This is a genomic window from Brenneria izadpanahii (assembly GCF_017569925.1).
Lineage (GTDB): Bacteria > Pseudomonadota > Gammaproteobacteria > Enterobacterales > Enterobacteriaceae > Brenneria > Brenneria izadpanahii.
This window is the reverse complement of record NZ_CP050854.1, coordinates 1,597,187-1,615,704: the sequence shown is the minus strand read 5'-3', so window position 1 is coordinate 1,615,704 and position 18,518 is coordinate 1,597,187. Positions and strand designations below refer to the sequence as shown.

Genomic DNA, 18,518 nt, shown 5'->3' with positions numbered 1-18,518 from the left:
AGGCTGACGGAGTTGTTTTTGACTAACGAGCAACCGTAAAGAGGTTTAGCCGTGTCCCGGACAATCATGTTAATTCCAACTGGCACCAGCGTCGGCCTGACTAGCGTCAGCCTGGGTGTCATTCGTTCCATGGAGCAAAAAGGTGTACGTCTGAGCGTATTCAAGCCGATCGCCCAGCCCCGCGCTGGCGACCAAGCGCCGGACCAGACCACCACCATCATTCGCGCCAACTCCTCCACGATCAATGCGGCCGAACCGCTGCAGATGAGCCACGTAGAATCCCTGCTGAGCTCCAATCAGCAAGACGTGCTGATGGAAGAGATCATCGCCCGCTATCATGAAAACACCAAAGATGCGGAAGTGGTTCTGGTTGAAGGTTTGGTTCCTACGCGCAAACATCAGTTCGCCAATGCGCTGAACTATGAAATCGCCAAAACCCTGAATGCGGAAATCGTCTTTGTCATCGCGCTGGGCAACGACTCGCCGGCCCAATTGAAAGAACGCATCGAACTGGCTCGTTCCAGCTTCGGCGGCAGCAAAAATAAAAACATCACCGGCGTCATCATCAACAAACTGAACGCGCCAGTGGATGAGTTGGGCCGTACCCGCCCCGACCTGTCTGAAATCTTTGACGACTCCAGCAAAGCTAACGTCGCGAACGTCGATCCACGCCAGCTGTTTGCCAACAGCCCGTTACCGGTGCTGGGCGCTATTCCGTGGAATTTCGATCTGATCGCCACCCGCGCGATTGATATGGTTAATCACCTGGGCGCCAAGATCATCAATGAAGGCGATATCCAGACGCGCCGCATCAAATCCGTGACCTTCTGCGCGCGCAGCATCCCCCACATGCTGGAGCATTTCCGCCCAGGCTCGCTGCTGGTCACCTCTGCCGACCGTCCTGACGTTCTGGTCGCCGCCTGTCTGGCCGCCATGAACGGCGTGGAAATCGGCGCGGTTCTGCTGACCGGCGGCTATGAAATGGACCCCAGCATCAGCAAACTGTGCGAACGCGCGTTCCAGACCGGTCTGCCGGTCTTTATGGTGAAAACCAACACCTGGCAGACCTCTCTCAGCCTGCAAAGCTTCAGCCTCGAAGTGCCGGCCAATGACCACCAGCGTGTGGAAAGAGTACAAGAGTATGTCGCTCGCCATATCGACACCGGCTGGATTGACTCGCTGAGCGCTGAATCCGAAGGTTCTCGCCGCCTGTCTCCGCCGGCGTTCCGTTATCAGTTAACCGAACTGGCGCGTAAAGCCGGCAAGCGTATCGTCCTGCCGGAAGGCGACGAGCCGCGTACCGTTAAGGCGGCCTCTATCTGTGCCGAACGCGGTATCGCCCACTGCGTGCTGCTGGGCGATCCGGAAGAAATCCAGCGCGTTGCAGCCGCACAGGGCGTAGAACTAGGTAAAGGCATTGAAATCGTCGATCCTGAAGCCGTTCGTGAACGTTATGTTCCTCGTCTGGTTGAACTGCGGAAGAACAAAGGCATGACCGAAGTGGTTGCCCGCGAACAGTTGGAAGACAACGTGGTTCTGGGAACCCTGATGCTGGAACAAGGCGAAGTCGACGGTCTGGTTTCCGGTGCGGTACATACCACCGCCAATACCATACGTCCGCCGCTGCAGTTGATCAAAACCGCGCCGGGCAGCTCGCTGGTATCTTCCGTTTTCTTCATGCTGCTGCCTGAACAGGTTCTGGTTTACGGCGACTGCGCCATCAACCCGGATCCGACAGCGGAACAGCTGGCTGAAATCGCGATCCAGTCTGCGGATTCGGCAACCGCTTTCGGCATCGACCCACGCGTCGCCATGATCTCCTACTCCACCGGTAACTCCGGCGCCGGCAGCGATGTTGAGAAAGTGCGCGAAGCAACCCGACTGGCGCAGGAAAAACGTCCCGATCTGGTTATTGACGGCCCGCTGCAATATGACGCCGCCATCATGGCCGACGTAGCGAAATCCAAAGCGCCGAACTCGCCGGTTGCGGGTAAAGCCACCGTGTTCATCTTCCCCGATCTGAACACCGGCAACACCACTTATAAAGCGGTACAGCGTTCAGCAGACCTGATCTCCATCGGGCCAATGCTGCAGGGTATGCGTAAACCTGTAAACGACCTGTCCCGCGGCGCTCTGGTAGACGATATCGTTTACACCGTTGCGCTGACGGCGATTCAAGCGACTCAGCTTTAAGTCTCCGTCCGACAGACCAATCCCCGCGCCTGCGGGGATTTTTTTATGCGCGCACGTATTAACTGCTTGCTCCGGGTTCAAACCGATAACAGCACGAACGGCCAACCGGCTCTTCCACACCATTCTTGAGCATTGATGTCAGCAGCTTGCCAGCCGCCCATCCTATTCGTTCATAATCACCCCTCACCGACGTCAATACCGGATAAGTTTGATCGCAATTCTCGCTGCCATTCAGTGATTCGGACTTCGGTTCGTTGGGAATTCTGCTGGGGATTATTGTCCGTTAGCCACACGGGCTAATAGATATCAGTCCATATTTCGGCAATCAGCCCCTGACTTTCGGAAAAGCAGGGGCTGATTCAAACTCACTCTGCCCGTTGTCGTCATTCCCAGATTGCCGGGAATGACGACAACGGGCGAGAATGGTTATGGGATTTAGCGGCTAACCATCATCACGCTGATAGAAAACCTTATTTTTCCAGTTCGATAAAGCCGTCATTTTCAGAACGGCTCGGACCATCACTATCAGCGCCGTTTTCACGCGGCGTCAGCGGCTTACCGTAGTTTTGGTCATTGTAACGCGTTAACCACAGCGACAACGCCTTGAGGGAATCCGGCGTAAATTCATCACAACGCGCCGTGATCTCCTCTGGAGACAGCCAGCTTACTTCATCAATTTCCGTTTCCTGCAAAGCAAACGGCCCGTGAGTCACGCAACTGAATAACGCGCCCCACACACGGCAGTTATCTGCTTCATAGTAAAACAAACCATGTTCTGCAAACGGTACGCCGGCAATACCCAACTCCTCCTCCGCCTCGCGGCGGGCAGACTCAAGCATATTTTCACCGCTTTGTACGACGCCGCCGGCCGTCGCATCCAACCATCCCGGATAGAAGTCTTTGATTTCAGTCCTGCGCTGAACCAGGATTTTCCCCATACCGTCATGCACGACGATATAGGTAGCCCGATGGCGCAGACACTGAGCACGCATCTGCTGACGACTCGATTGGGCGATGACCTCATTGTTCTCATCGACAATATCAACCCACTCTGTGCCTGCTGACTGACTTTGTTCCGCCATCCTCTGAAACCCTTTAGTGTGGCGCGTTGCTACGCGCGTCTGTTTTAAATAACTGATTTTGACTGTCCGCTAAATTAATGCCTAATGGTCACCTGCGCAATAGGCTCGCCACCGAGCAGCGGACAAATCTGTAAGGTTCCCTGCTCCAGCATCCCGTAACTGGCGGGATAGCCCCCTTTGGGAAGACTGACCGAGCCGGGATTAAAGTAGTATAGGCCACCCCGTTTTTCCGCCACCGGAATATGCGTATGACCATAAACCAACACGTCATTTTCATTTAATGGCGGCAGATTGTCAGGATGATAGAGGTGGCCATGCGTCAGGAAAAGACGATTTTGCGGCAATAGCACTTGTTGCCAAGGCGCCGTCACCGGAAAGCTCAGCAGCATCTGATCCACCTCGCTGTCGCAGTTTCCCCGCACCGCAATAATACGTAAGGCATAAGCATTCAGCCGGGCGGCGACCTCCGAGGGCTGATAGCCTTCAGGCAGCGGATTGCGTGGGCCGTGATTAAGAAAATCGCCCAGGAGAACCAGCCACTCGGCGCCGCTTTGTTCAAAAATAGCCAATACCCGATCCGTGGCGGTTAAAGATCCGTGTATGTCTGATGCAAACATCAATTTCATCGTGTATACCCTTCTTACTTGAAGTTGCAATTCGGGTATAGTTTAACAAAGTTGCGAGGTCGGTCTTACTACCAATTCAGGATAAATCACAACGCCGCAGCGGCCCTGTTTTCCCTCGCAACCAAGGCATTACCGCTAGCGTGACGATAACCAGGAAGATGGCGGCGCAATCCGCCCATGCAGCGCAGGATTATCACTTTCATCTTTAAGCTGCACGCCCGATAGCCGGCGCTGGAAACTCTGCTCCAGCAGCCAGGCCAGCTTAAATGCGGCCAGGGGATAATCCAGTCCTTCAGGACGAATGTTGGAAATACAGTTACGCTCCGACTCCAACCGCCGGATATTCGGCCCCCAGGTCATATAGACGCTCAGGCTATCCGGCGAAGAAAGTCCGGGACGTTCGCCAATCAGGATGGCGACCGCTTTGGCCTGTAAACACTCGCCGATGTCGTCGCCCAACGCCACCCTGGACTGGTGCGCCAGTACAACCGGAGCCAGCGACAGCTCTAATTGGGAAATATATGGCAATAAGGCTTTTATCAGCGGCGCAGCCTGCCGGTGCACCGCCTTGGACGATAAACCGTCTCCCACCACCAGCAGTAAATCAGCGGGTTTGCCGGGCATTGATGACAACAGCTCGCGGCTTGAGGCGGAAAGGCGGCGGCCTAAATCCGGCCGGCATAGATATTGTTGCCGATTTTCCGCCGCGCTGTGCACCGTAAGGGTTTTTAGCCCCGCTTGTTCCAACTGGCCGGCAAGCGTTTCACTGTCAAATGCCTGGTGAACGGCGTCGCGCGCCTGCGCATGCGCCATACCGAACTTCAGCAGCTCGCTGGTCGGCATACTGGCTCCCGTGCGTCCCAAAGCAATGCGTGCATTGGTGTACTCACGCAACGTTTCCCAGGGATTGGCGTGGATTACCTTACTCATACGCTCTTCTCCAGATAGGGTTGATGCTGTAACAGCGGATGCTGGCTGCCGGGGTCGCACAACCGTCCCTGCGTATCGATGATCCTCATCTGCTCCAGCCATGCGCCGAACTCCGGCGCATGTTTCAGCCCCAGCAGTTCACGGATATATAGCGCATCGTGGAAAGAGGTGCTCTGATAGTTGAGCATGATATCGTCAGCCCCAGGAACGCCCATCAGGAAGGTCAATCCGGCATTGGCCAGCAGCGTTAACAGCGTATCCATATCGTCCTGATCGGCTTCGGCGTGATTGGTGTAACACACATCGCATCCCAAGGGGACGCCCAAGAGCTTGCCGCAGAAATGGTCTTCCAGACCGGCGCGGATAATCTGTTTGCCGTCATACAGATACTCAGGGCCGATGAATCCCACCACCGTATTCACCAGCAGCGGAGAGAAGCGTCGGGCCACCGCGTAAGCGCGGGCTTCGCAGGTTTGCTGATCGACACCGTGATGCGCATTGGCGGATAAGCTACTGCCCTGCCCGGTTTCAAAATACATCACGTTGTTGCCCAGCGTTCCGCGCTTCAGGCTTAAAGCCGCCTGATGCGCCTCTTCCAGCGTAGCCAAATTAAAACCGAAGCTGGCATTGGTCGCTTCGGTTCCTGCAATCGACTGGAACACCAGATCAACGGGCGCGCCCCTCTCCATCAGCCGTAAAGTATTGGTGACATGCGTCAGCACGCAAGACTGGGTCGGGATTTCAAAACGGCCGATCACATCATCCAGCATGTAGTTCAGCTTCTCCAGCAGCGGCAGGCTGTCGCTGGCGGGGTTAATGCCGACCACCGCGTCGCCGCTGCCGTACAGCAATCCGTCCAGCATACTGGCGGCGATGCCTTTCTGATCGTCGGTCGGATGATTAGGTTGCAGCCGCACGCTAATGTGGCCCGGCAACCCAATGGTATTACGAAATTTTGTCACTACCCGGCATTTTTTAGCCGCCAGGATCAGATCCTGGTTACGCATGATTTTACTGACGGCCGCCGCCATTTCCGGCGTAATCCCCGGAGCAACCTGGGCCAGCAACGCACCATCGGTGCTTTCACTTAACAACCAGTCGCGAAAATCGCCCACCGTCAGGTGAGAAATAAGGCTAAACGCCTCCCGATCGTGGCTGTCGATAATCAGCCGCGTTACCTCATCCTGCTCATAAGGAATCAATGCCTGCTGCAAAAAAACGCCCAACGGCAGGTCAGCCAGCGCCATGCGGGCAGCCATCCGCTCTTCCGCGCTTTCTGCCGCCACGCCGGCCAGAATATCGCCGGAGCGCGCCGGTGATGCCTTCGCCATCAGCTCACGCAAATCATTAAAGCGGTAATTACGGTGACTCAGCGTAGTCTGATACATACTTTCGCCTCGATCATGTTGGCAACAGCCCGCAATGAAAGCAGCGGGCCGTGTTTATTCGGTATTTGACGCTTATCGATATCGGCTGAACGAGAGGATGAGGCTCCCGCCGGGGACGCCTCATCTCGTGACAGGCCAGAATATCTCGATATCACGGTGAAAATTATCACCGGACGCTTATTTGGACACGGTCAGTTGCGGATCAAGCTCAGCGGAATCGCGCGCTGCGCTGGTCAGACGGAACCAGCCATAGCCGACCAACATCATGGCGGCAAAAATCGTTGCCAGTAAGGTATTGTAATAAACCATAGCAGCCAGACAGATTACCGCCATTACCAGCGCAAAAGCCGGGGCAAACGGATACCAGGGGGCGCGAAACGGACGATTCAGCGCAGGTTCGCTGCGACGCAGTTTGAAGAGTGAAGCCATCGAAATGATATACATCACAATCGCCCCGAACACCGACATGGTTACAATATTGGCGGTCAGCGGCTGCCCGCCGATCGTCACCAGCGAATCAGAGAAAATCGCGGCTATACCGACAACCCCGCCCGCCAGGATCGCCCGATGGGGAGTACGGAAACGCGTGTGGATGCGCGCCAAAGGCTTCGGCAAATACCCCGCGCGCGCCAGCGCGAAGATTTGACGAGAATATCCCATGATAATACCGTGAAACGACGCAATCAGGCCGAACAGCCCCAGCCATACCAGCATATGCAGCCAACCGCTGTTATGGCCGACAATCAATTTCATCGCCTGAGGCAACGGATCGTTGATATTCGACAGTTGACGCCAGTCTCCCACGCCGCCCGCAAACAGCATGACGCCTACCGCCAAAAGGGTTAACGTCAGAATGCCGCAGATAAAGGCGCGAGGGATGGTGCGGCGGGGATCTTTCGCTTCCTCGGCCGCCATCGCCGCGCCTTCAATCGCCAGGAAGAACCAGATGGCGAACGGGATCGCGGCGAAAATACCGGAGACCGCCGCCGAGCTAAATCCATCAGAACCGGCCCAGCCCAGATTGGTAAAGTTGCTCCATTCGAAACCTGGCGCCACCACGCCCATGAACACCAGCAATTCAAAAATCGCCAGCAAAGTCACCATCAATTCAAACGTGGCGGCGATGCCAACGCCGAGAATATTCAGCCCCATAAAAATCAGATAAGCGCTGACGGCGACCCACTTCGGATCCAGCGACGGAAACTGCACGTTCAGATAGGCGCCGATAGCCATCGAAATAGCCGGCGGCGCAAATACAAATTCAATCAGCGTTGCAAACCCGGCGACGAAGCCGCCGGTTGGGCCAAAAGCGCGGTAAGCGTAGGCAAACGGCCCTCCGGCATGCGGTATTGATGTGGTCAACTCGGTAAAACTGAAGATAAAAGCGCAATACATGGCGGCGATCGCCAGCGCGGTTATTAGAAAGCCCAGCGTACCGGCCTGCGCCCAGCCATAACTCCAGCCAAAGTATTCCCCCGAAATTACCAAGCCAACGGCAATGCCCCATAGATGAAAACTACCTAACGTACGTTTTAATCCTGGTTCTGCCTTATTATTTTTCATCTAGCCATCCCCTGATTTCAATAAAATATGCAGGGGTATTGCAAAGAGCGTACCAGATACCAGAGAAAAGCGGATATCAGCAAAATGCGGTTCCGAAAAATGGATTGCCGCCTTCGGCGCACCACGTTAACGCGTCACGATCCACAATGATGCGTTTGGTGCGTAATTTAAGGGCGCGCACTATTTTGGGGCGACAGAGCGCCGCGTCCTGCTTATCTTTCTCTTATCACAGACAACAAAAGAGGGCTTATACCCGATAGATTTCACGCACTCCCGCCAGAGTTGATAACCTATACCCTGAACGGCATAAAGCGCAGCGACGGCCAAAACCACTGGTGCTGTGATAAAAAATATAGTGCGGCTCCCGGTGCGCTTACGCCGCAAAATGCGCCGGAGCGCAGATGCGCGCGCCTGCGGCGGCATTGCTGATAACGCTTAACTTGAAATAAAAAAGGGGCGATGAATGCCACACCGTAATACTGATGCCATCATTCGAATAAAAAATCTGCGATTACGCACCTTCGTCGGAATTAAGGAAGAAGAGATCAACAATAAGCAGGATATCGTCATCAACGTCGAGATCCACTACCCGGCGGAAAAATCACGCCGCAGCGAAGATATCAACGATGCACTGAATTACCGCACCATCACCAAGAAAATAATTCGCCACGTTGAAGAGAATCGTTTTGCCCTGCTGGAAAAATTAACGCAGGATGTGCTTGATATCGCCAGCAATCATGACTGGATCACCTATGCTGAAGTAGAAGTGGATAAGTTGTTTGCCCTGCGGTATGCCGACTCTGTCTCTATGACCATGCGTTATTACAAAGCAACGCATCATCACAAGACCTAGCCCATCAGCAGCCGGCGAGCCGTGAAATAGGCTGTCTATCCAGCCGTTTCGAAAGAGCAATCAACGCCATTTATTTGAAAAACAAGAGATATACTCAATAAATTTCAAGATGCGGGACAAAAGGTTAGCGTTTGGAACAACGCAAGGCGTTGACCCTTTGCGGTCGGGCTTATTCATAAGCCTCATCACGCGGCCGGCATACCTGCAACTTGAAAGATGACGGGGATAAGCGAGGCCAGACATGCAATTATTAGTTACCGGCGGCACCGGTCTTATCGGGCGCCATTTGATTCAACGACTACAGCTACTTTCCCACCATATTACCGTCCTGACCCGCAATCCTGAACGCGCCCGGTCGCTACTGGGCGATCAGGTGGAATACTGGTCCACACTGAATGATACAACCTCACTGAACGCTTTCGACGGCGTTATTAATCTGGCGGGCGAACCCATCGCCGATAAACGCTGGACGCCAAAGCAGAAACAGCGCCTGAGCCAGAGCCGCTGGGATATTACCGAACAGCTCGCCAAACTGATTAACGCCAGCAGCGAGCCGCCGTCCGTTTTCATCTCAGGCTCCGCGGTGGGATATTACGGCGATCAGGGCGCGGCGCTGGTGACGGAAGATGAAACGCCCGCCAATGAATTCACCTATCATCTTTGCGCCCGTTGGGAAGCGCTGGCGCAGTCCGCCGAAAGCGACAAAACTCGCGTCTGCCTGTTACGTACCGGCATCGTGCTTTCCGCCCAGGGTGGCGCACTGGCCAAGATGTTACCGCTGTTTCGTTTGGGACTCGGCGGCCCGTTAGGTTCCGGCAAACAGTACATGCCGTGGATTCATATCGACGATATGGTGAACGGGATTATTTATCTACTGGATAACGAGGTGCTCAGCGGACCGTTTAACATGGTTTCGCCCTACCCGGTACGTAACGAACAGTTTTCTGCCTTGCTGGCGGAAGTTCTGCATCGGCCGGGTTTCCTTCGTGCGCCGGGATTCGCCATAAAATTGCTGATGGGAGAGGCCGCCACACTGGTACTCGGCGGGCAAAGAGCGATCCCGACACGGCTGGAGGCGGCGGGCTTCGGCTTTCGTTTCTTTGAACTGAAAGAAGCCCTGGAAGACGTAACAAAAAAATCAGGCTGACATAATGTCCGTCTTAAGCCTTCGATCAAGCGGCCTCGGTCATAGCGAATCCAAATCCGTCATTCCTGCGTAAACAGGAATTTCCCTGCTATCAATCCACGACTTAAAAGCAGATCCCCGCCTGCGCGGGGATGGCGATGGAGAAAAAGGGGTTGCATTCACTTCAGGGAGCCAGAGAGAAACTGCTGCAAGCGAGAGCTCTTCGGGCTGCCGAACAGCTCGCTCGGCGCCCCCTCTTCTTCAATGACGCCCTGATGAAGAAAGATCACATGACTGGAAACATGGCGGGCAAACTCCATCTCATGCGTCACCACCACCATCGTTTTCCCCTCTTCGGCCAGTTGCTGCATGATGCGCAGCACCTCGCCCACCAGTTCAGGATCCAGCGCGGATGTCGGTTCATCGAACAACAGCACTTCCGGCTCCATCGCTAGGGCGCGGGCAATCGACACGCGCTGCTGCTGTCCGCCTGAAAGGTTCGCCGGGTATTTATTCTGCGCCTCGCCCGTGATGCCCACTTTGTTCAGATAAAAAATCGCACGCTCGCGCGCCTCGGATTTACTCAGCCCCAACACTTGCACCGGCGCTTCCATTACGTTTTCCAACGCGGTCATGAAGCTCCACAGATTAAAATGCTGAAACACCATCGTCAGCCGGGTGCGTAACATCTGAAGCTGCTTTTTATCAAAAACCTTCAACTGGCCATCATTGTCGCGCACCATCCGAATTTCCTGATCGTTGACGTAAATCGCCCCTTCACAGGGTTTTTCCAGAAAATTGATGCAGCGCAGCAAGGTACTTTTACCTGAACCGGATGAACCGATAATCGAGATGACGTCCCCCGCTTTAGCCTGCAATGATATACCCTTCAACACTTCATGCTGGCCGTAACGCTTACGCAGTTCTGTCACCATCAGCTTGTTATTCGACATATTTTTGTTCCTGCGTTTAGTGGGATGAACGGGGAGAAAGATGACGCAACCAGCGCTGTTCCGCTTTTCTGAACAGCCCGATCAACGTAAAGGAAATCACCAGATAGATCACCGCGGCAATACCAAACGCATAAAACGGTTGATAGGTTGCGGCATTAATATCACGGGCGACTTTCAGAATATCCGGCACGGTAACGGTAAACGCCAGCGCGGTCGAATGCAGCATCAGGATCACTTCATTGCTATAAGCCGGCAGCGCAATACGCAACGCGCCCGGCAAGATAATGCAGCGATACTGCTTAAAACGCGAAAAGCCATAAGCCCGGGCGGCTTCAATTTCACCGTAGGGAATGGCGCGAATCGCACCGGCGAAGATTTCCGTGGTGTACGCGCAGGTATTCAGCGCCAGCGCCAGAATGGCGCAATTCAAACCGCTGCGAAAAAAAGCATTCAACAGATCGGTTCCGCGCACCACTTCCAGGCTGTAAACACCGGAATAAAAAACCAGTAACTGAACGTAAAGCGGCGTACCGCGAAAAACGTAGGTAAAGACCCAAACCGGCAAACTAAACCGGCGCCGCGGCGAGACTCTGGCAACCGCCAACACTATCGCCAGCGCGCCGCCAATCACCACGGAGGAAATCAGCAGCCACATCGTCATAGCCAAACCGGTCAGGCGATAACCGTCGCTCCACAGCAGGGGCTGCCAATATTGTTGTAAAATCTCACTCATAACTTACCTTTCTGACTCCCTGCGAATAGCGTTTTTCCAGCCACCATAGAACTCCGTTGGAGAGGGTGGTAAAAATCAAATACATGGCTCCGGCCACCAGCGCGAAATAAAACGGCTCATGCGAGCCCTTGCCCGCGAGTTGCGTCGCCTTAATCACATCGTTCAGACCCAGCAGCGACACCAGCGCCGTCGCTTTTAAAATGACCTGCCAGTTATTGCCAATTCCGGGTAAAGCAAAACGCATCATTGAGGGAAACAGGATGCGACGAAATACTTTCATTGGCGAAAAACCGAAAGCGATCGCCGCTTCAATTTGACCGCGCGACACGGCCAAATAGGCGCCACGGAATGTCTCGGTAAAATAGGCGCCGTAGATAAAGCCCAGCGTGATAATGCCTGCCGTGAGCGGATCGATATTAATCTGCTTGAAATTGATCGCCTCAGTGACGCTATTCAGCGTTATCTGTAAGCCATAGAAAATCAGCAGCATCAGCACCAAATCAGGCACGCCGCGAATCAGCGTGGTATAGCAGGAGAAACTGCCGGATAGCAGCCGATTGTTGGACAGCTTCGCGCTCGCCCCAATCAAGCCAATGACTAGCGCCAGCAGCAGTGAACTCACCGCCAGCTTTAACGTCATTGCCGCACCATCCAGAATTAATTGGGAATAGCCGTAGAACATCGCTTATTTCCGCTTAAGGTAAAAAAGAAGTTGATAACGAAGTATGATTCTTTGACGTATCTTCTATGTTGCCGCAAGCAGCGTTCAAAAATATCCCCGATATCTTTGAACGCCGGGACAAAGTGGGGGAAACGGGATGAAACCGGTGGCTACACCCCGTTGCCGACCTTAAAAACTAATGAAGAATTAACCGCCGTAGACGTCAAAATCGAAATATTTTTTCGCAAAAGTGTCGTAGGTGCCGTCAGCGCGCATTTCGGCAAATGCCTTATCCAGCGCGGCTTTCAATTCTGAATCCTCTTTGCGCAACCCGATACCGGTGCCCACGCCAAAAAATTTATCGTCTTTCACCGCCGGGCCGGCGAACTCATAGTCTTTGCCCACATCCAGCTTCAGAAAACCTTCGCTAGCCGCCACTTCATCCTGGAATGCCGCGTCAATACGGCCGGCTCTCAGGTCGTCATAGACCAGATCCTGGTTTTGATAAGCGACGATATCCACGCCCTTGGGCTGCCAGTTAGCATTGGCGTAGGATTCCTGAGTGGTGCCCTGCAATACGCCAACGCGTTTGCCGGCCAGGGATTCCAGCGTAGGTTGAATGCTGCTGCCTTTTTTGGCGATCAGTCGCGCATTGGCGGCGTAGAGTTTGTCAGTAAAGGCGATTTCCTGCTGACGCTTTTCCGTAATGGAAAGCGAAGAAATGATGGCATCGATCTTTTTCGCTTTTAGCGACGGGATTAGCGCATCAAAGTCGCTTTCGACAAAAGTACAGTTGGTTGCGATACGTTTGCATAGCTCTTTCGCCAGATCGATATCAAACCCAACCAGTTCACCACTGGCATTTTTAGACTCAAACGGCGCGTAGGTAGGATCGGTCCCCAATTTAAGCGTTTTGGGAATATCAGCCATGGCGCTTCCTGCGGCCAGAATTAATGCCAGCGGTAAAACTTTTATTAGTTTTTTCATATTGCTACCTTTACCAATGAGTGATTGAAGGTCAAAAATTATTTATCGACATCTGGATGATTTATTGCGTTAAAAACAGCTAACGAGATTAATGACTTTACTCTTCCGCTCTGAAGCCCTGCAGTTTTCATGCCACAATAGGAAAGTCACATTAACAAAATGACATTGCGGCAATGACGCATCAAACCGCCTAACACAATGATTAATAAAACTTTTAGGCTTAATTTCTCATAGGGAACGACGAACGCCGGTTTCAGAACGGCAATCACGGCAATTCTTTAGCACCATCAAGGTGCAGCAAGGCAACAAAATAATGCATCGTCGGCAAAAAGCCCCAAAATGGGGCATTGAACTGGGCGTCTACTGGCGCCACCGCGTTAACTCATGCGCAAAAAACATGCAGCGCTCATGCGCCTTGCCAGCGAGTAAAGAGATCTTCCGGCAATGTAATATCAAACTGATCGAGAACCCGATTTACGGTTTGATCGATGATATCCTGCACACTTTGCGGGCGATGATAAAAAGCGGGCACCGGAGGCATGACAATCGCGCCTAATTCCACGGCCGCGGTCATAATGCGCAAATGCCCCAGATGCAACGGCGTTTCACGAACACAGAGCACCAGTGGCCGGCGTTCTTTCAGCACGACGTCGGCGGCGCGCGTCAGCAGATTATCACTGTAACTATGGGCAATCGCGGACAGGGTTTTTATTGAACAGGGCAGAATCACCATTCCGCCGGTGGTAAACGAACCGGAAGAAATACTGGCCGCAATATCACGGGTATCATGCACCACATCAGCCAGAGCCTGAACATCGCGCAGGCTGAAATCAGTCTCCAAAGAGAGCGTCTGCCGGGCCGCCTGACTTATAATCAGGTGCGTTTCTATACCGTCGACCGCCTGTAGAACCTGCAGCAGGCGAACGCCATAAATCACCCCGCTGGCGCCGGAAATACCTATAATAAGTCGCTTCATCAATACGGCCTCTGACCAACAATGTGTAAATCCCTTTCTTCGTTATCCATCTTCGTCGTTCCTGCGGCAAAAACATCCGGGATGTTTTTGAATACCGCTTCGCGGCGGCCCATGTATGGGCGTCAGTCCAGGAACAACCCAATGATATAGCATAACGTCAAAAGGCTCAGCGACAGAAAGGGGAGCGCGCCTGAGCGAACTCCCCTTTCGTTACACCGCTAAAAGATTGTTACTTCACCTTCTAACCTTCGTTGTGCAACTCCAGATCTTCCACTTCATTCTGGCTACGCAGCGCTTTCGCATCGTCATTACGCAGGACTTCCAGATAGTCCAGATAGCTTTGATCGACGTCCTTGGTCACGTACACGCCGTTGAATACCGAACATTCAAACTGGGTGATATCCGGGTTATCTTCGCGCGCGGCGGCGATCAGATCGTCAAGATCCTGGAAGATTAGCGCATCTGCGCCAATAAGCTGGCGGATCTCTTCCACTTCGCGGCCGTGGGCAATCAGCTCATTCGCGCTTGGCATATCAATGCCATAAACGTTGGGAAAACGGATTTCCGGCGCGGCCGAGGCCAGATAGACACGCTTGGCTCCCGCTTCGCGCGCCATCTCCACAATCTGCTCCGACGTCGTGCCGCGGACGATGGAATCATCGACCAGCAGGACGTTTTTATCGCGAAACTCGGCGCGGTTGGCGTTCAGCTTACGGCGCACTGATTTACGGCGAGCCTGCTGGCCCGGCATAATAAAGGTACGGCCGACATAACGGTTTTTCACAAATCCCTGACGATACGGCTTGTTAATGATGCGCGCGATTTCCAGCGCGATATCACAAGAGGTTTCAGGAATGGGGATCACCACGTCGATGTCGAGATCTTCCCACTGGCGGGCGATCTTCTCGCCCAGCTTCTGCCCCATCCGCACGCGCGCGCTGTAGACGGAAATTTTATCGATGAATGAGTCCGGCCGCGCGAAATACACATACTCGAACAGGCAAGGATTGCTTTTCGGATTCTCGGCGCACTGGCAGGTGAACAGTTGCCCTTTCTCCGTGATGTAAATCGCCTCTCCCGGCGCCACATCACGCAAAAATTCAAAGCCCAGCGTATCCAGCGCGACGCTTTCCGACGCCACCATATATTCGCTGCGCCCGTCTTCCAGATCGCGTTTACCGATAACCAGAGGACGAATACCGTTCGGATCGCGGAAGGCCACCATTCCGTGACCGATAATCATACTCACACAGGCATAAGCCCCGCGAATCTGCTGGTGCGTCGCGGCAACTGCCGCAAAAATGTTATCGGCTTCCAGCGGATAGTGCTGAAAACGGTCCAGTTCTCTGGCAAAGATATTCAATAAAATTTCAGAATCCGACGTGGTGTTGACATGACGGCGCTCTTGCTCGAACAGCTTTTTACGCAGTTCGTGCGCGTTGGTCAGGTTACCGTTATGCGCCAGAGTGATCCCGAACGGCGAGTTAACATAGAAAGGCTGCGCTTCCGAAGCGCTGGAACTGCCCGCAGTAGGATAACGCACATGGCCAATACCCATATTGCCTTGTAAACGTTGCATGTGCCGTGCTTCAAACACATCTTTCACCAGGCCGTTGGCCTTGCGCAGGCGAAAACAGTTTAAGGCATCAATGGTGATGATGCCTGCGGCATCCTGCCCACGGTGTTGCAACACCGTTAACGCGTCATAAATCGACTGGTTGACCGGCGTAAAACCGGCGATACCGACAATACCGCACATGGTGTCTTTTCCTCATCAGCGCTACCGCAGCTATAGATGCTGCGGCAAGAAACTTGACGTGCTTTGCAGGTAGTCAAAAAACCACCTGATAATGTAACTGAACTGCGGTATTAACTGGGACTGCTTCCAGTCAGCGCTCTGTGAAAAACCGGTGAAGGTATCCAGAAAGAATAGCAGCGCAGAAACAATCAGCACACCGCGCAGCGCACCAAAACAAATGCCCAATACGCGATCGGTGCCCGAAAGCCCTGTGCGTTCAACCAATGAACCAATCACATAGTTGACGATAGCACCCACAATCAATGTCGCAATAAACAGAATGGCAATAGCAATACCATTACGTACCAGTTCGTCATCAAAACGGGTGAAATACACAGCGAGGTAAACATAGTAGTGGCTGGCGATAAAAAACGCACATCCCCAGGTTACCAGCGACAACGCTTCACGTACAAACCCCCGGATAAGGCTAACCAGCGCCGAAAATCCGATGATGCCAATAATGACGTAATCAACCCAAACCATGAGTCATCCTAAATAATGAACGATGCCAACCGTCAGATCGCCTCGTCATCCTGTTCGCGGCGCATTCTAACAGAAAAAGAAAACGTTTGCGTAGCGTATTTCCGCCGATTTTATTAATAGAGAACCAAACAAAAAAACAGCTCATCGCCGCGTTAATCCCTTAACGCACGCTATACGCCCTAACCTGGCCGTTTAACCCGCTGAGCTGATGCAGCTCCGCCAGCGAGGACTGCAATTTCTGCCTCGAAGCATCCGGCCCGACATAAATCCGGGTAATCTGCCCCTGAACCGGCGTCGTAGGCACGGTATACGCCCGGTAGCCGGAAAGACGAAGTTTGGCGACGATCTCATTAACCTTGTCCGCGTTTTTCAGCGCGCCGAGCTGCACCACATAGGCCTGCCCGACGGGCGCCTGTTCCGCCGGTTTGGGTTCCGGCTTCGTCTCTGGTTTAGCTTCCGGCTTAGGTTCGGGTTTAGGCTTAACCTCCGGTTTCGGCTGCGGTTTGGCTTCCACCGGTTTTTGCGCCGGGCGCTCAACGACCGCCGGCGGCGGCGTCACCACCGCTGGCGCGTTGGCTGGGGGAGACGCGCGTTCCGGTTTGGCGCCCGTCCCGCTATTTTCCGTATCAGATTCGGCCGCATTATCTTTCATTGCCGCCTCGGCCCCTTCCGGCGGCTGGCTGGGCAAAGATTGATTCAGCGCGGGCAGAGAATCCATTTCGTTGCTTTCATCCTGCGCGGGAACCAGCGGAATCGCCGCAAATTCGTCTTCATAGTGTTTTTTCTTACCATCCAGCAGGCCGGGCAACACAATAACGCCCAGCGCAACCAGGATGATCGTTCCCACTAGCCGATTCTGAAATTTACTCGCCATACGCATTTCCCTCATCCAGCGCTTCCATAACATGCGCTACCGTATGAAAAGATCCACAGACAATGACGATATCCTGTTTTGCCGACGCGGCCATCGCCTGCCGCCAGGCGCTGGCTACATCGGGAAACTGCCGGCAGTGCGCCAGATGTTCGGCCAACTGCTGCGCCGTCGCCCCGCGCGGGCCTTCCAGCGGTGCGCAGTACCATTCGTCAACCAGAGGTTTTAAATGATTCAGCGTGCCGCCGATGTCTTTATCCGACAGCATTCCCACCACGGCGCGAACTTTCCCGGTTTTCGGCAACGCCGCCAGCCGGCTCGCCAGATAAGCGGCGGCGTAAGGATTATGGGCGACATCCAGAATCAACAGCGGATGTTCGCCGGCGATTTGGAAACGACCGGGCAGCGACGCCAGACGCAGCCCCTGACGAATCGCCTCTTCATTCACATTCAAGGGCGAATAATTCAACGCGGTCAAGGCGGTCGCCGCATTGGCTAACGGCACATTCGGCATCGGCAGGCCGGACAACTCCCGTTGCTTATTCTGCCAGCTCCATCCGTCGCGCTGAATGGAAAAATCCCAGTCCCGGCCGCGCCGTAATAATAGCGCGCCTTTTTCACCGGCAACTTCGGCAATGGATAGCGGCATATCGGGCTCGCCGACCACCGCGGGTTTGCCCCGACGGAATATGCCCGCTTTTTCTCTGCCGATGCTTTCTCTGTCGCTGCCCAACCAGTCGGTGTGATCCAGCGCGATGCTGGTTACCGCGGCGACATCCGCATCGATAATATTGGTCGCATCAAGACGCCCGCCCAAACCAACCTCCAGAATAACGACATCCAGATCGGCCTGTTTAAACATCTGCAACGCCGCCAGGGTTCCGAATTCGAAATAGGTCAACGACACGCGCCCTCTCCCGGCTTCGATATCCGCAAATGCCTGACAGTGCATCGCTTCAGGCAGTTCTTTTCCCTGAATTCTCACCCGTTCGGTATAGCGCAGCAGATGCGGAGAACTGTACACGCCTACCCGCAATCCGGCGGCCAACAGTATGGACTCCAGCGTACAGCAGGTTGTGCCCTTGCCATTGGTTCCTGCGACGGTAAAGACCACATTGGCGGGCCGTAACAATTGAAGATTCTCAGCAACCTGTCTTACGCGCTCCAGTCCCAAATCAATGGCCTGGCCGTGCAGGTGCTCAAGATAATGAAGCCACGTGACCAAAGGCGACGTGGCTTGGGGTATTTGAAGATTATCCATGAGTCCCGTTCACTGGCTTACGGTTCATTTTATA

The 18,518-nt window shown here is 53.9% G+C and carries 17 protein-coding genes; 3 read left to right on the top strand and 14 right to left on the bottom strand.

Features of this window, described 5'->3' with window-relative positions:
• The first annotated feature begins 51 nt into the window (after window positions 1-51).
• A complete protein-coding gene (gene pta, locus HC231_RS07170) occupies window positions 52-2,193 on the top strand; it encodes a phosphate acetyltransferase (protein WP_208230374.1) in 2,142 nt (713 codons plus the stop codon).
• Between the two features lie 470 nt (window positions 2,194-2,663).
• On the opposite strand, the gene yfcD is transcribed toward pta, so the two are convergent.
• The 5 genes from yfcD to eat form a co-directional block, all read right to left on the bottom strand.
• Window positions 2,664-3,275: an NUDIX hydrolase YfcD gene (gene yfcD, locus HC231_RS07165; RefSeq protein ID WP_208230373.1), complete on the bottom strand. Its 612-nt coding sequence runs from the start codon at window positions 3,273-3,275 to the stop codon at window positions 2,664-2,666.
• A 74-nt stretch (window positions 3,276-3,349) separates the two neighbouring features.
• On the bottom strand, window positions 3,350-3,901 hold the full coding sequence (yfcE, locus tag HC231_RS07160; RefSeq protein ID WP_208230372.1) for a phosphodiesterase: 552 nt from the start codon (window positions 3,899-3,901) through the stop codon (window positions 3,350-3,352).
• Between the two features lie 135 nt (window positions 3,902-4,036).
• A complete protein-coding gene (eutC, locus tag HC231_RS07155; RefSeq protein ID WP_208230371.1) occupies window positions 4,037-4,831 on the bottom strand; it encodes an ethanolamine ammonia-lyase subunit EutC in 795 nt (264 codons plus the stop codon).
• On the bottom strand, window positions 4,828-6,219 hold the full coding sequence (locus HC231_RS07150) for an ethanolamine ammonia-lyase subunit EutB (protein ID WP_208230370.1): 1,392 nt from the start codon (window positions 6,217-6,219) through the stop codon (window positions 4,828-4,830). The genes eutC and HC231_RS07150 overlap by 4 nt, the downstream gene beginning before the upstream one ends.
• Window positions 6,220-6,396: 177 nt before the next feature.
• Complete coding sequence (gene eat, locus HC231_RS07145; protein ID WP_208230369.1) at window positions 6,397-7,782, bottom strand: ethanolamine permease; 1,386 nt, start codon at window positions 7,780-7,782, stop codon at window positions 6,397-6,399.
• A 463-nt stretch (window positions 7,783-8,245) separates the two neighbouring features.
• On the opposite strand from eat, the gene folX reads away from it, so the two are divergent.
• Both folX and HC231_RS07135 read left to right on the top strand, forming a co-directional pair.
• Window positions 8,246-8,635: a dihydroneopterin triphosphate 2'-epimerase gene (gene folX / locus HC231_RS07140; protein WP_208230368.1), complete on the top strand. Its 390-nt coding sequence runs from the start codon at window positions 8,246-8,248 to the stop codon at window positions 8,633-8,635.
• A gap of 241 nt (window positions 8,636-8,876) precedes the next feature.
• Window positions 8,877-9,782 carry a TIGR01777 family oxidoreductase gene (locus HC231_RS07135; RefSeq protein WP_208230367.1) on the top strand — a complete coding sequence of 302 codons (906 nt, stop codon included), beginning with the start codon at window positions 8,877-8,879 and terminating at the stop codon, window positions 9,780-9,782.
• A gap of 158 nt (window positions 9,783-9,940) precedes the next feature.
• On the opposite strand, the gene hisP is transcribed toward HC231_RS07135, so the two are convergent.
• From hisP to folC, 9 genes are all read right to left on the bottom strand, one after another.
• The gene (gene hisP / locus HC231_RS07130; protein ID WP_208230366.1) at window positions 9,941-10,714 is read right to left on the bottom strand and encodes a histidine ABC transporter ATP-binding protein HisP; all 774 of its coding nucleotides are present in this window, start codon (window positions 10,712-10,714) and stop codon (window positions 9,941-9,943) included.
• A 16-nt stretch (window positions 10,715-10,730) separates the two neighbouring features.
• On the bottom strand, window positions 10,731-11,447 hold the full coding sequence (locus HC231_RS07125) for an ABC transporter permease (RefSeq protein ID WP_208230365.1): 717 nt from the start codon (window positions 11,445-11,447) through the stop codon (window positions 10,731-10,733).
• Window positions 11,440-12,129 carry a histidine ABC transporter permease HisQ gene (gene hisQ, locus HC231_RS07120; protein WP_208230364.1) on the bottom strand — a complete coding sequence of 230 codons (690 nt, stop codon included), beginning with the start codon at window positions 12,127-12,129 and terminating at the stop codon, window positions 11,440-11,442. The genes HC231_RS07125 and hisQ overlap by 8 nt, the downstream gene beginning before the upstream one ends.
• 186 nt (window positions 12,130-12,315) lie before the next feature.
• The gene (locus HC231_RS07115; protein WP_208230363.1) at window positions 12,316-13,095 is read right to left on the bottom strand and encodes a lysine/arginine/ornithine ABC transporter substrate-binding protein; all 780 of its coding nucleotides are present in this window, start codon (window positions 13,093-13,095) and stop codon (window positions 12,316-12,318) included.
• Between the two features lie 406 nt (window positions 13,096-13,501).
• Entirely contained in the window at window positions 13,502-14,071 is a 570-nt protein-coding gene (locus HC231_RS07110; RefSeq protein ID WP_208230362.1) for a UbiX family flavin prenyltransferase, read from the bottom strand.
• 241 nt (window positions 14,072-14,312) lie between these two features.
• Window positions 14,313-15,830 (bottom strand): amidophosphoribosyltransferase, encoded by a 1,518-nt coding sequence (gene purF, locus HC231_RS07105; RefSeq protein WP_208230361.1) that lies wholly within the window; start codon window positions 15,828-15,830, stop codon window positions 14,313-14,315.
• Between the two features lie 30 nt (window positions 15,831-15,860).
• Complete coding sequence (gene cvpA / locus HC231_RS07100; protein ID WP_208230360.1) at window positions 15,861-16,352, bottom strand: colicin V production protein; 492 nt, start codon at window positions 16,350-16,352, stop codon at window positions 15,861-15,863.
• Between the two features lie 160 nt (window positions 16,353-16,512).
• A complete protein-coding gene (gene dedD, locus HC231_RS07095; RefSeq protein ID WP_208230359.1) occupies window positions 16,513-17,226 on the bottom strand; it encodes a cell division protein DedD in 714 nt (237 codons plus the stop codon).
• Window positions 17,216-18,484: a bifunctional tetrahydrofolate synthase/dihydrofolate synthase gene (gene folC / locus HC231_RS07090; protein ID WP_208230358.1), complete on the bottom strand. Its 1,269-nt coding sequence runs from the start codon at window positions 18,482-18,484 to the stop codon at window positions 17,216-17,218. Before folC ends, dedD begins: the two co-directional genes overlap by 11 nt.
• Between the last annotated feature and the right edge of the window lie 34 nt (window positions 18,485-18,518).

What these genes read in the sequence shown, in the direction of transcription:
- yfcD (WP_208230373.1), bottom strand. Translation starts at nt 3,275, where the DNA reads ATGGCGGAACAAAGTCAGTCAGCAGGCACAGAGTGGGTTGATATTGTC.
- yfcE (WP_208230372.1), bottom strand. Translation starts at nt 3,901, where the DNA reads ATGAAATTGATGTTTGCATCAGACATACACGGATCTTTAACCGCCACG.
- eutC (WP_208230371.1), bottom strand. Translation starts at nt 4,831, where the DNA reads ATGAGTAAGGTAATCCACGCCAATCCCTGGGAAACGTTGCGTGAGTAC.
- HC231_RS07150 (WP_208230370.1), bottom strand. Translation starts at nt 6,219, where the DNA reads ATGTATCAGACTACGCTGAGTCACCGTAATTACCGCTTTAATGATTTG.
- eat (WP_208230369.1), bottom strand. Translation starts at nt 7,782, where the DNA reads ATGAAAAATAATAAGGCAGAACCAGGATTAAAACGTACGTTAGGTAGT.
- folX (WP_208230368.1), top strand. Translation starts at nt 8,246, where the DNA reads ATGCCACACCGTAATACTGATGCCATCATTCGAATAAAAAATCTGCGA.
- HC231_RS07135 (WP_208230367.1), top strand. Translation starts at nt 8,877, where the DNA reads ATGCAATTATTAGTTACCGGCGGCACCGGTCTTATCGGGCGCCATTTG.
- hisP (WP_208230366.1), bottom strand. Translation starts at nt 10,714, where the DNA reads ATGTCGAATAACAAGCTGATGGTGACAGAACTGCGTAAGCGTTACGGC.
- HC231_RS07125 (WP_208230365.1), bottom strand. Translation starts at nt 11,447, where the DNA reads ATGAGTGAGATTTTACAACAATATTGGCAGCCCCTGCTGTGGAGCGAC.
- hisQ (WP_208230364.1), bottom strand. Translation starts at nt 12,129, where the DNA reads ATGTTCTACGGCTATTCCCAATTAATTCTGGATGGTGCGGCAATGACG.
- HC231_RS07115 (WP_208230363.1), bottom strand. Translation starts at nt 13,095, where the DNA reads ATGAAAAAACTAATAAAAGTTTTACCGCTGGCATTAATTCTGGCCGCA.
- HC231_RS07110 (WP_208230362.1), bottom strand. Translation starts at nt 14,071, where the DNA reads ATGAAGCGACTTATTATAGGTATTTCCGGCGCCAGCGGGGTGATTTAT.
- purF (WP_208230361.1), bottom strand. Translation starts at nt 15,830, where the DNA reads ATGTGCGGTATTGTCGGTATCGCCGGTTTTACGCCGGTCAACCAGTCG.
- cvpA (WP_208230360.1), bottom strand. Translation starts at nt 16,352, where the DNA reads ATGGTTTGGGTTGATTACGTCATTATTGGCATCATCGGATTTTCGGCG.
- dedD (WP_208230359.1), bottom strand. Translation starts at nt 17,226, where the DNA reads ATGGCGAGTAAATTTCAGAATCGGCTAGTGGGAACGATCATCCTGGTT.
- folC (WP_208230358.1), bottom strand. Translation starts at nt 18,484, where the DNA reads ATGGATAATCTTCAAATACCCCAAGCCACGTCGCCTTTGGTCACGTGG.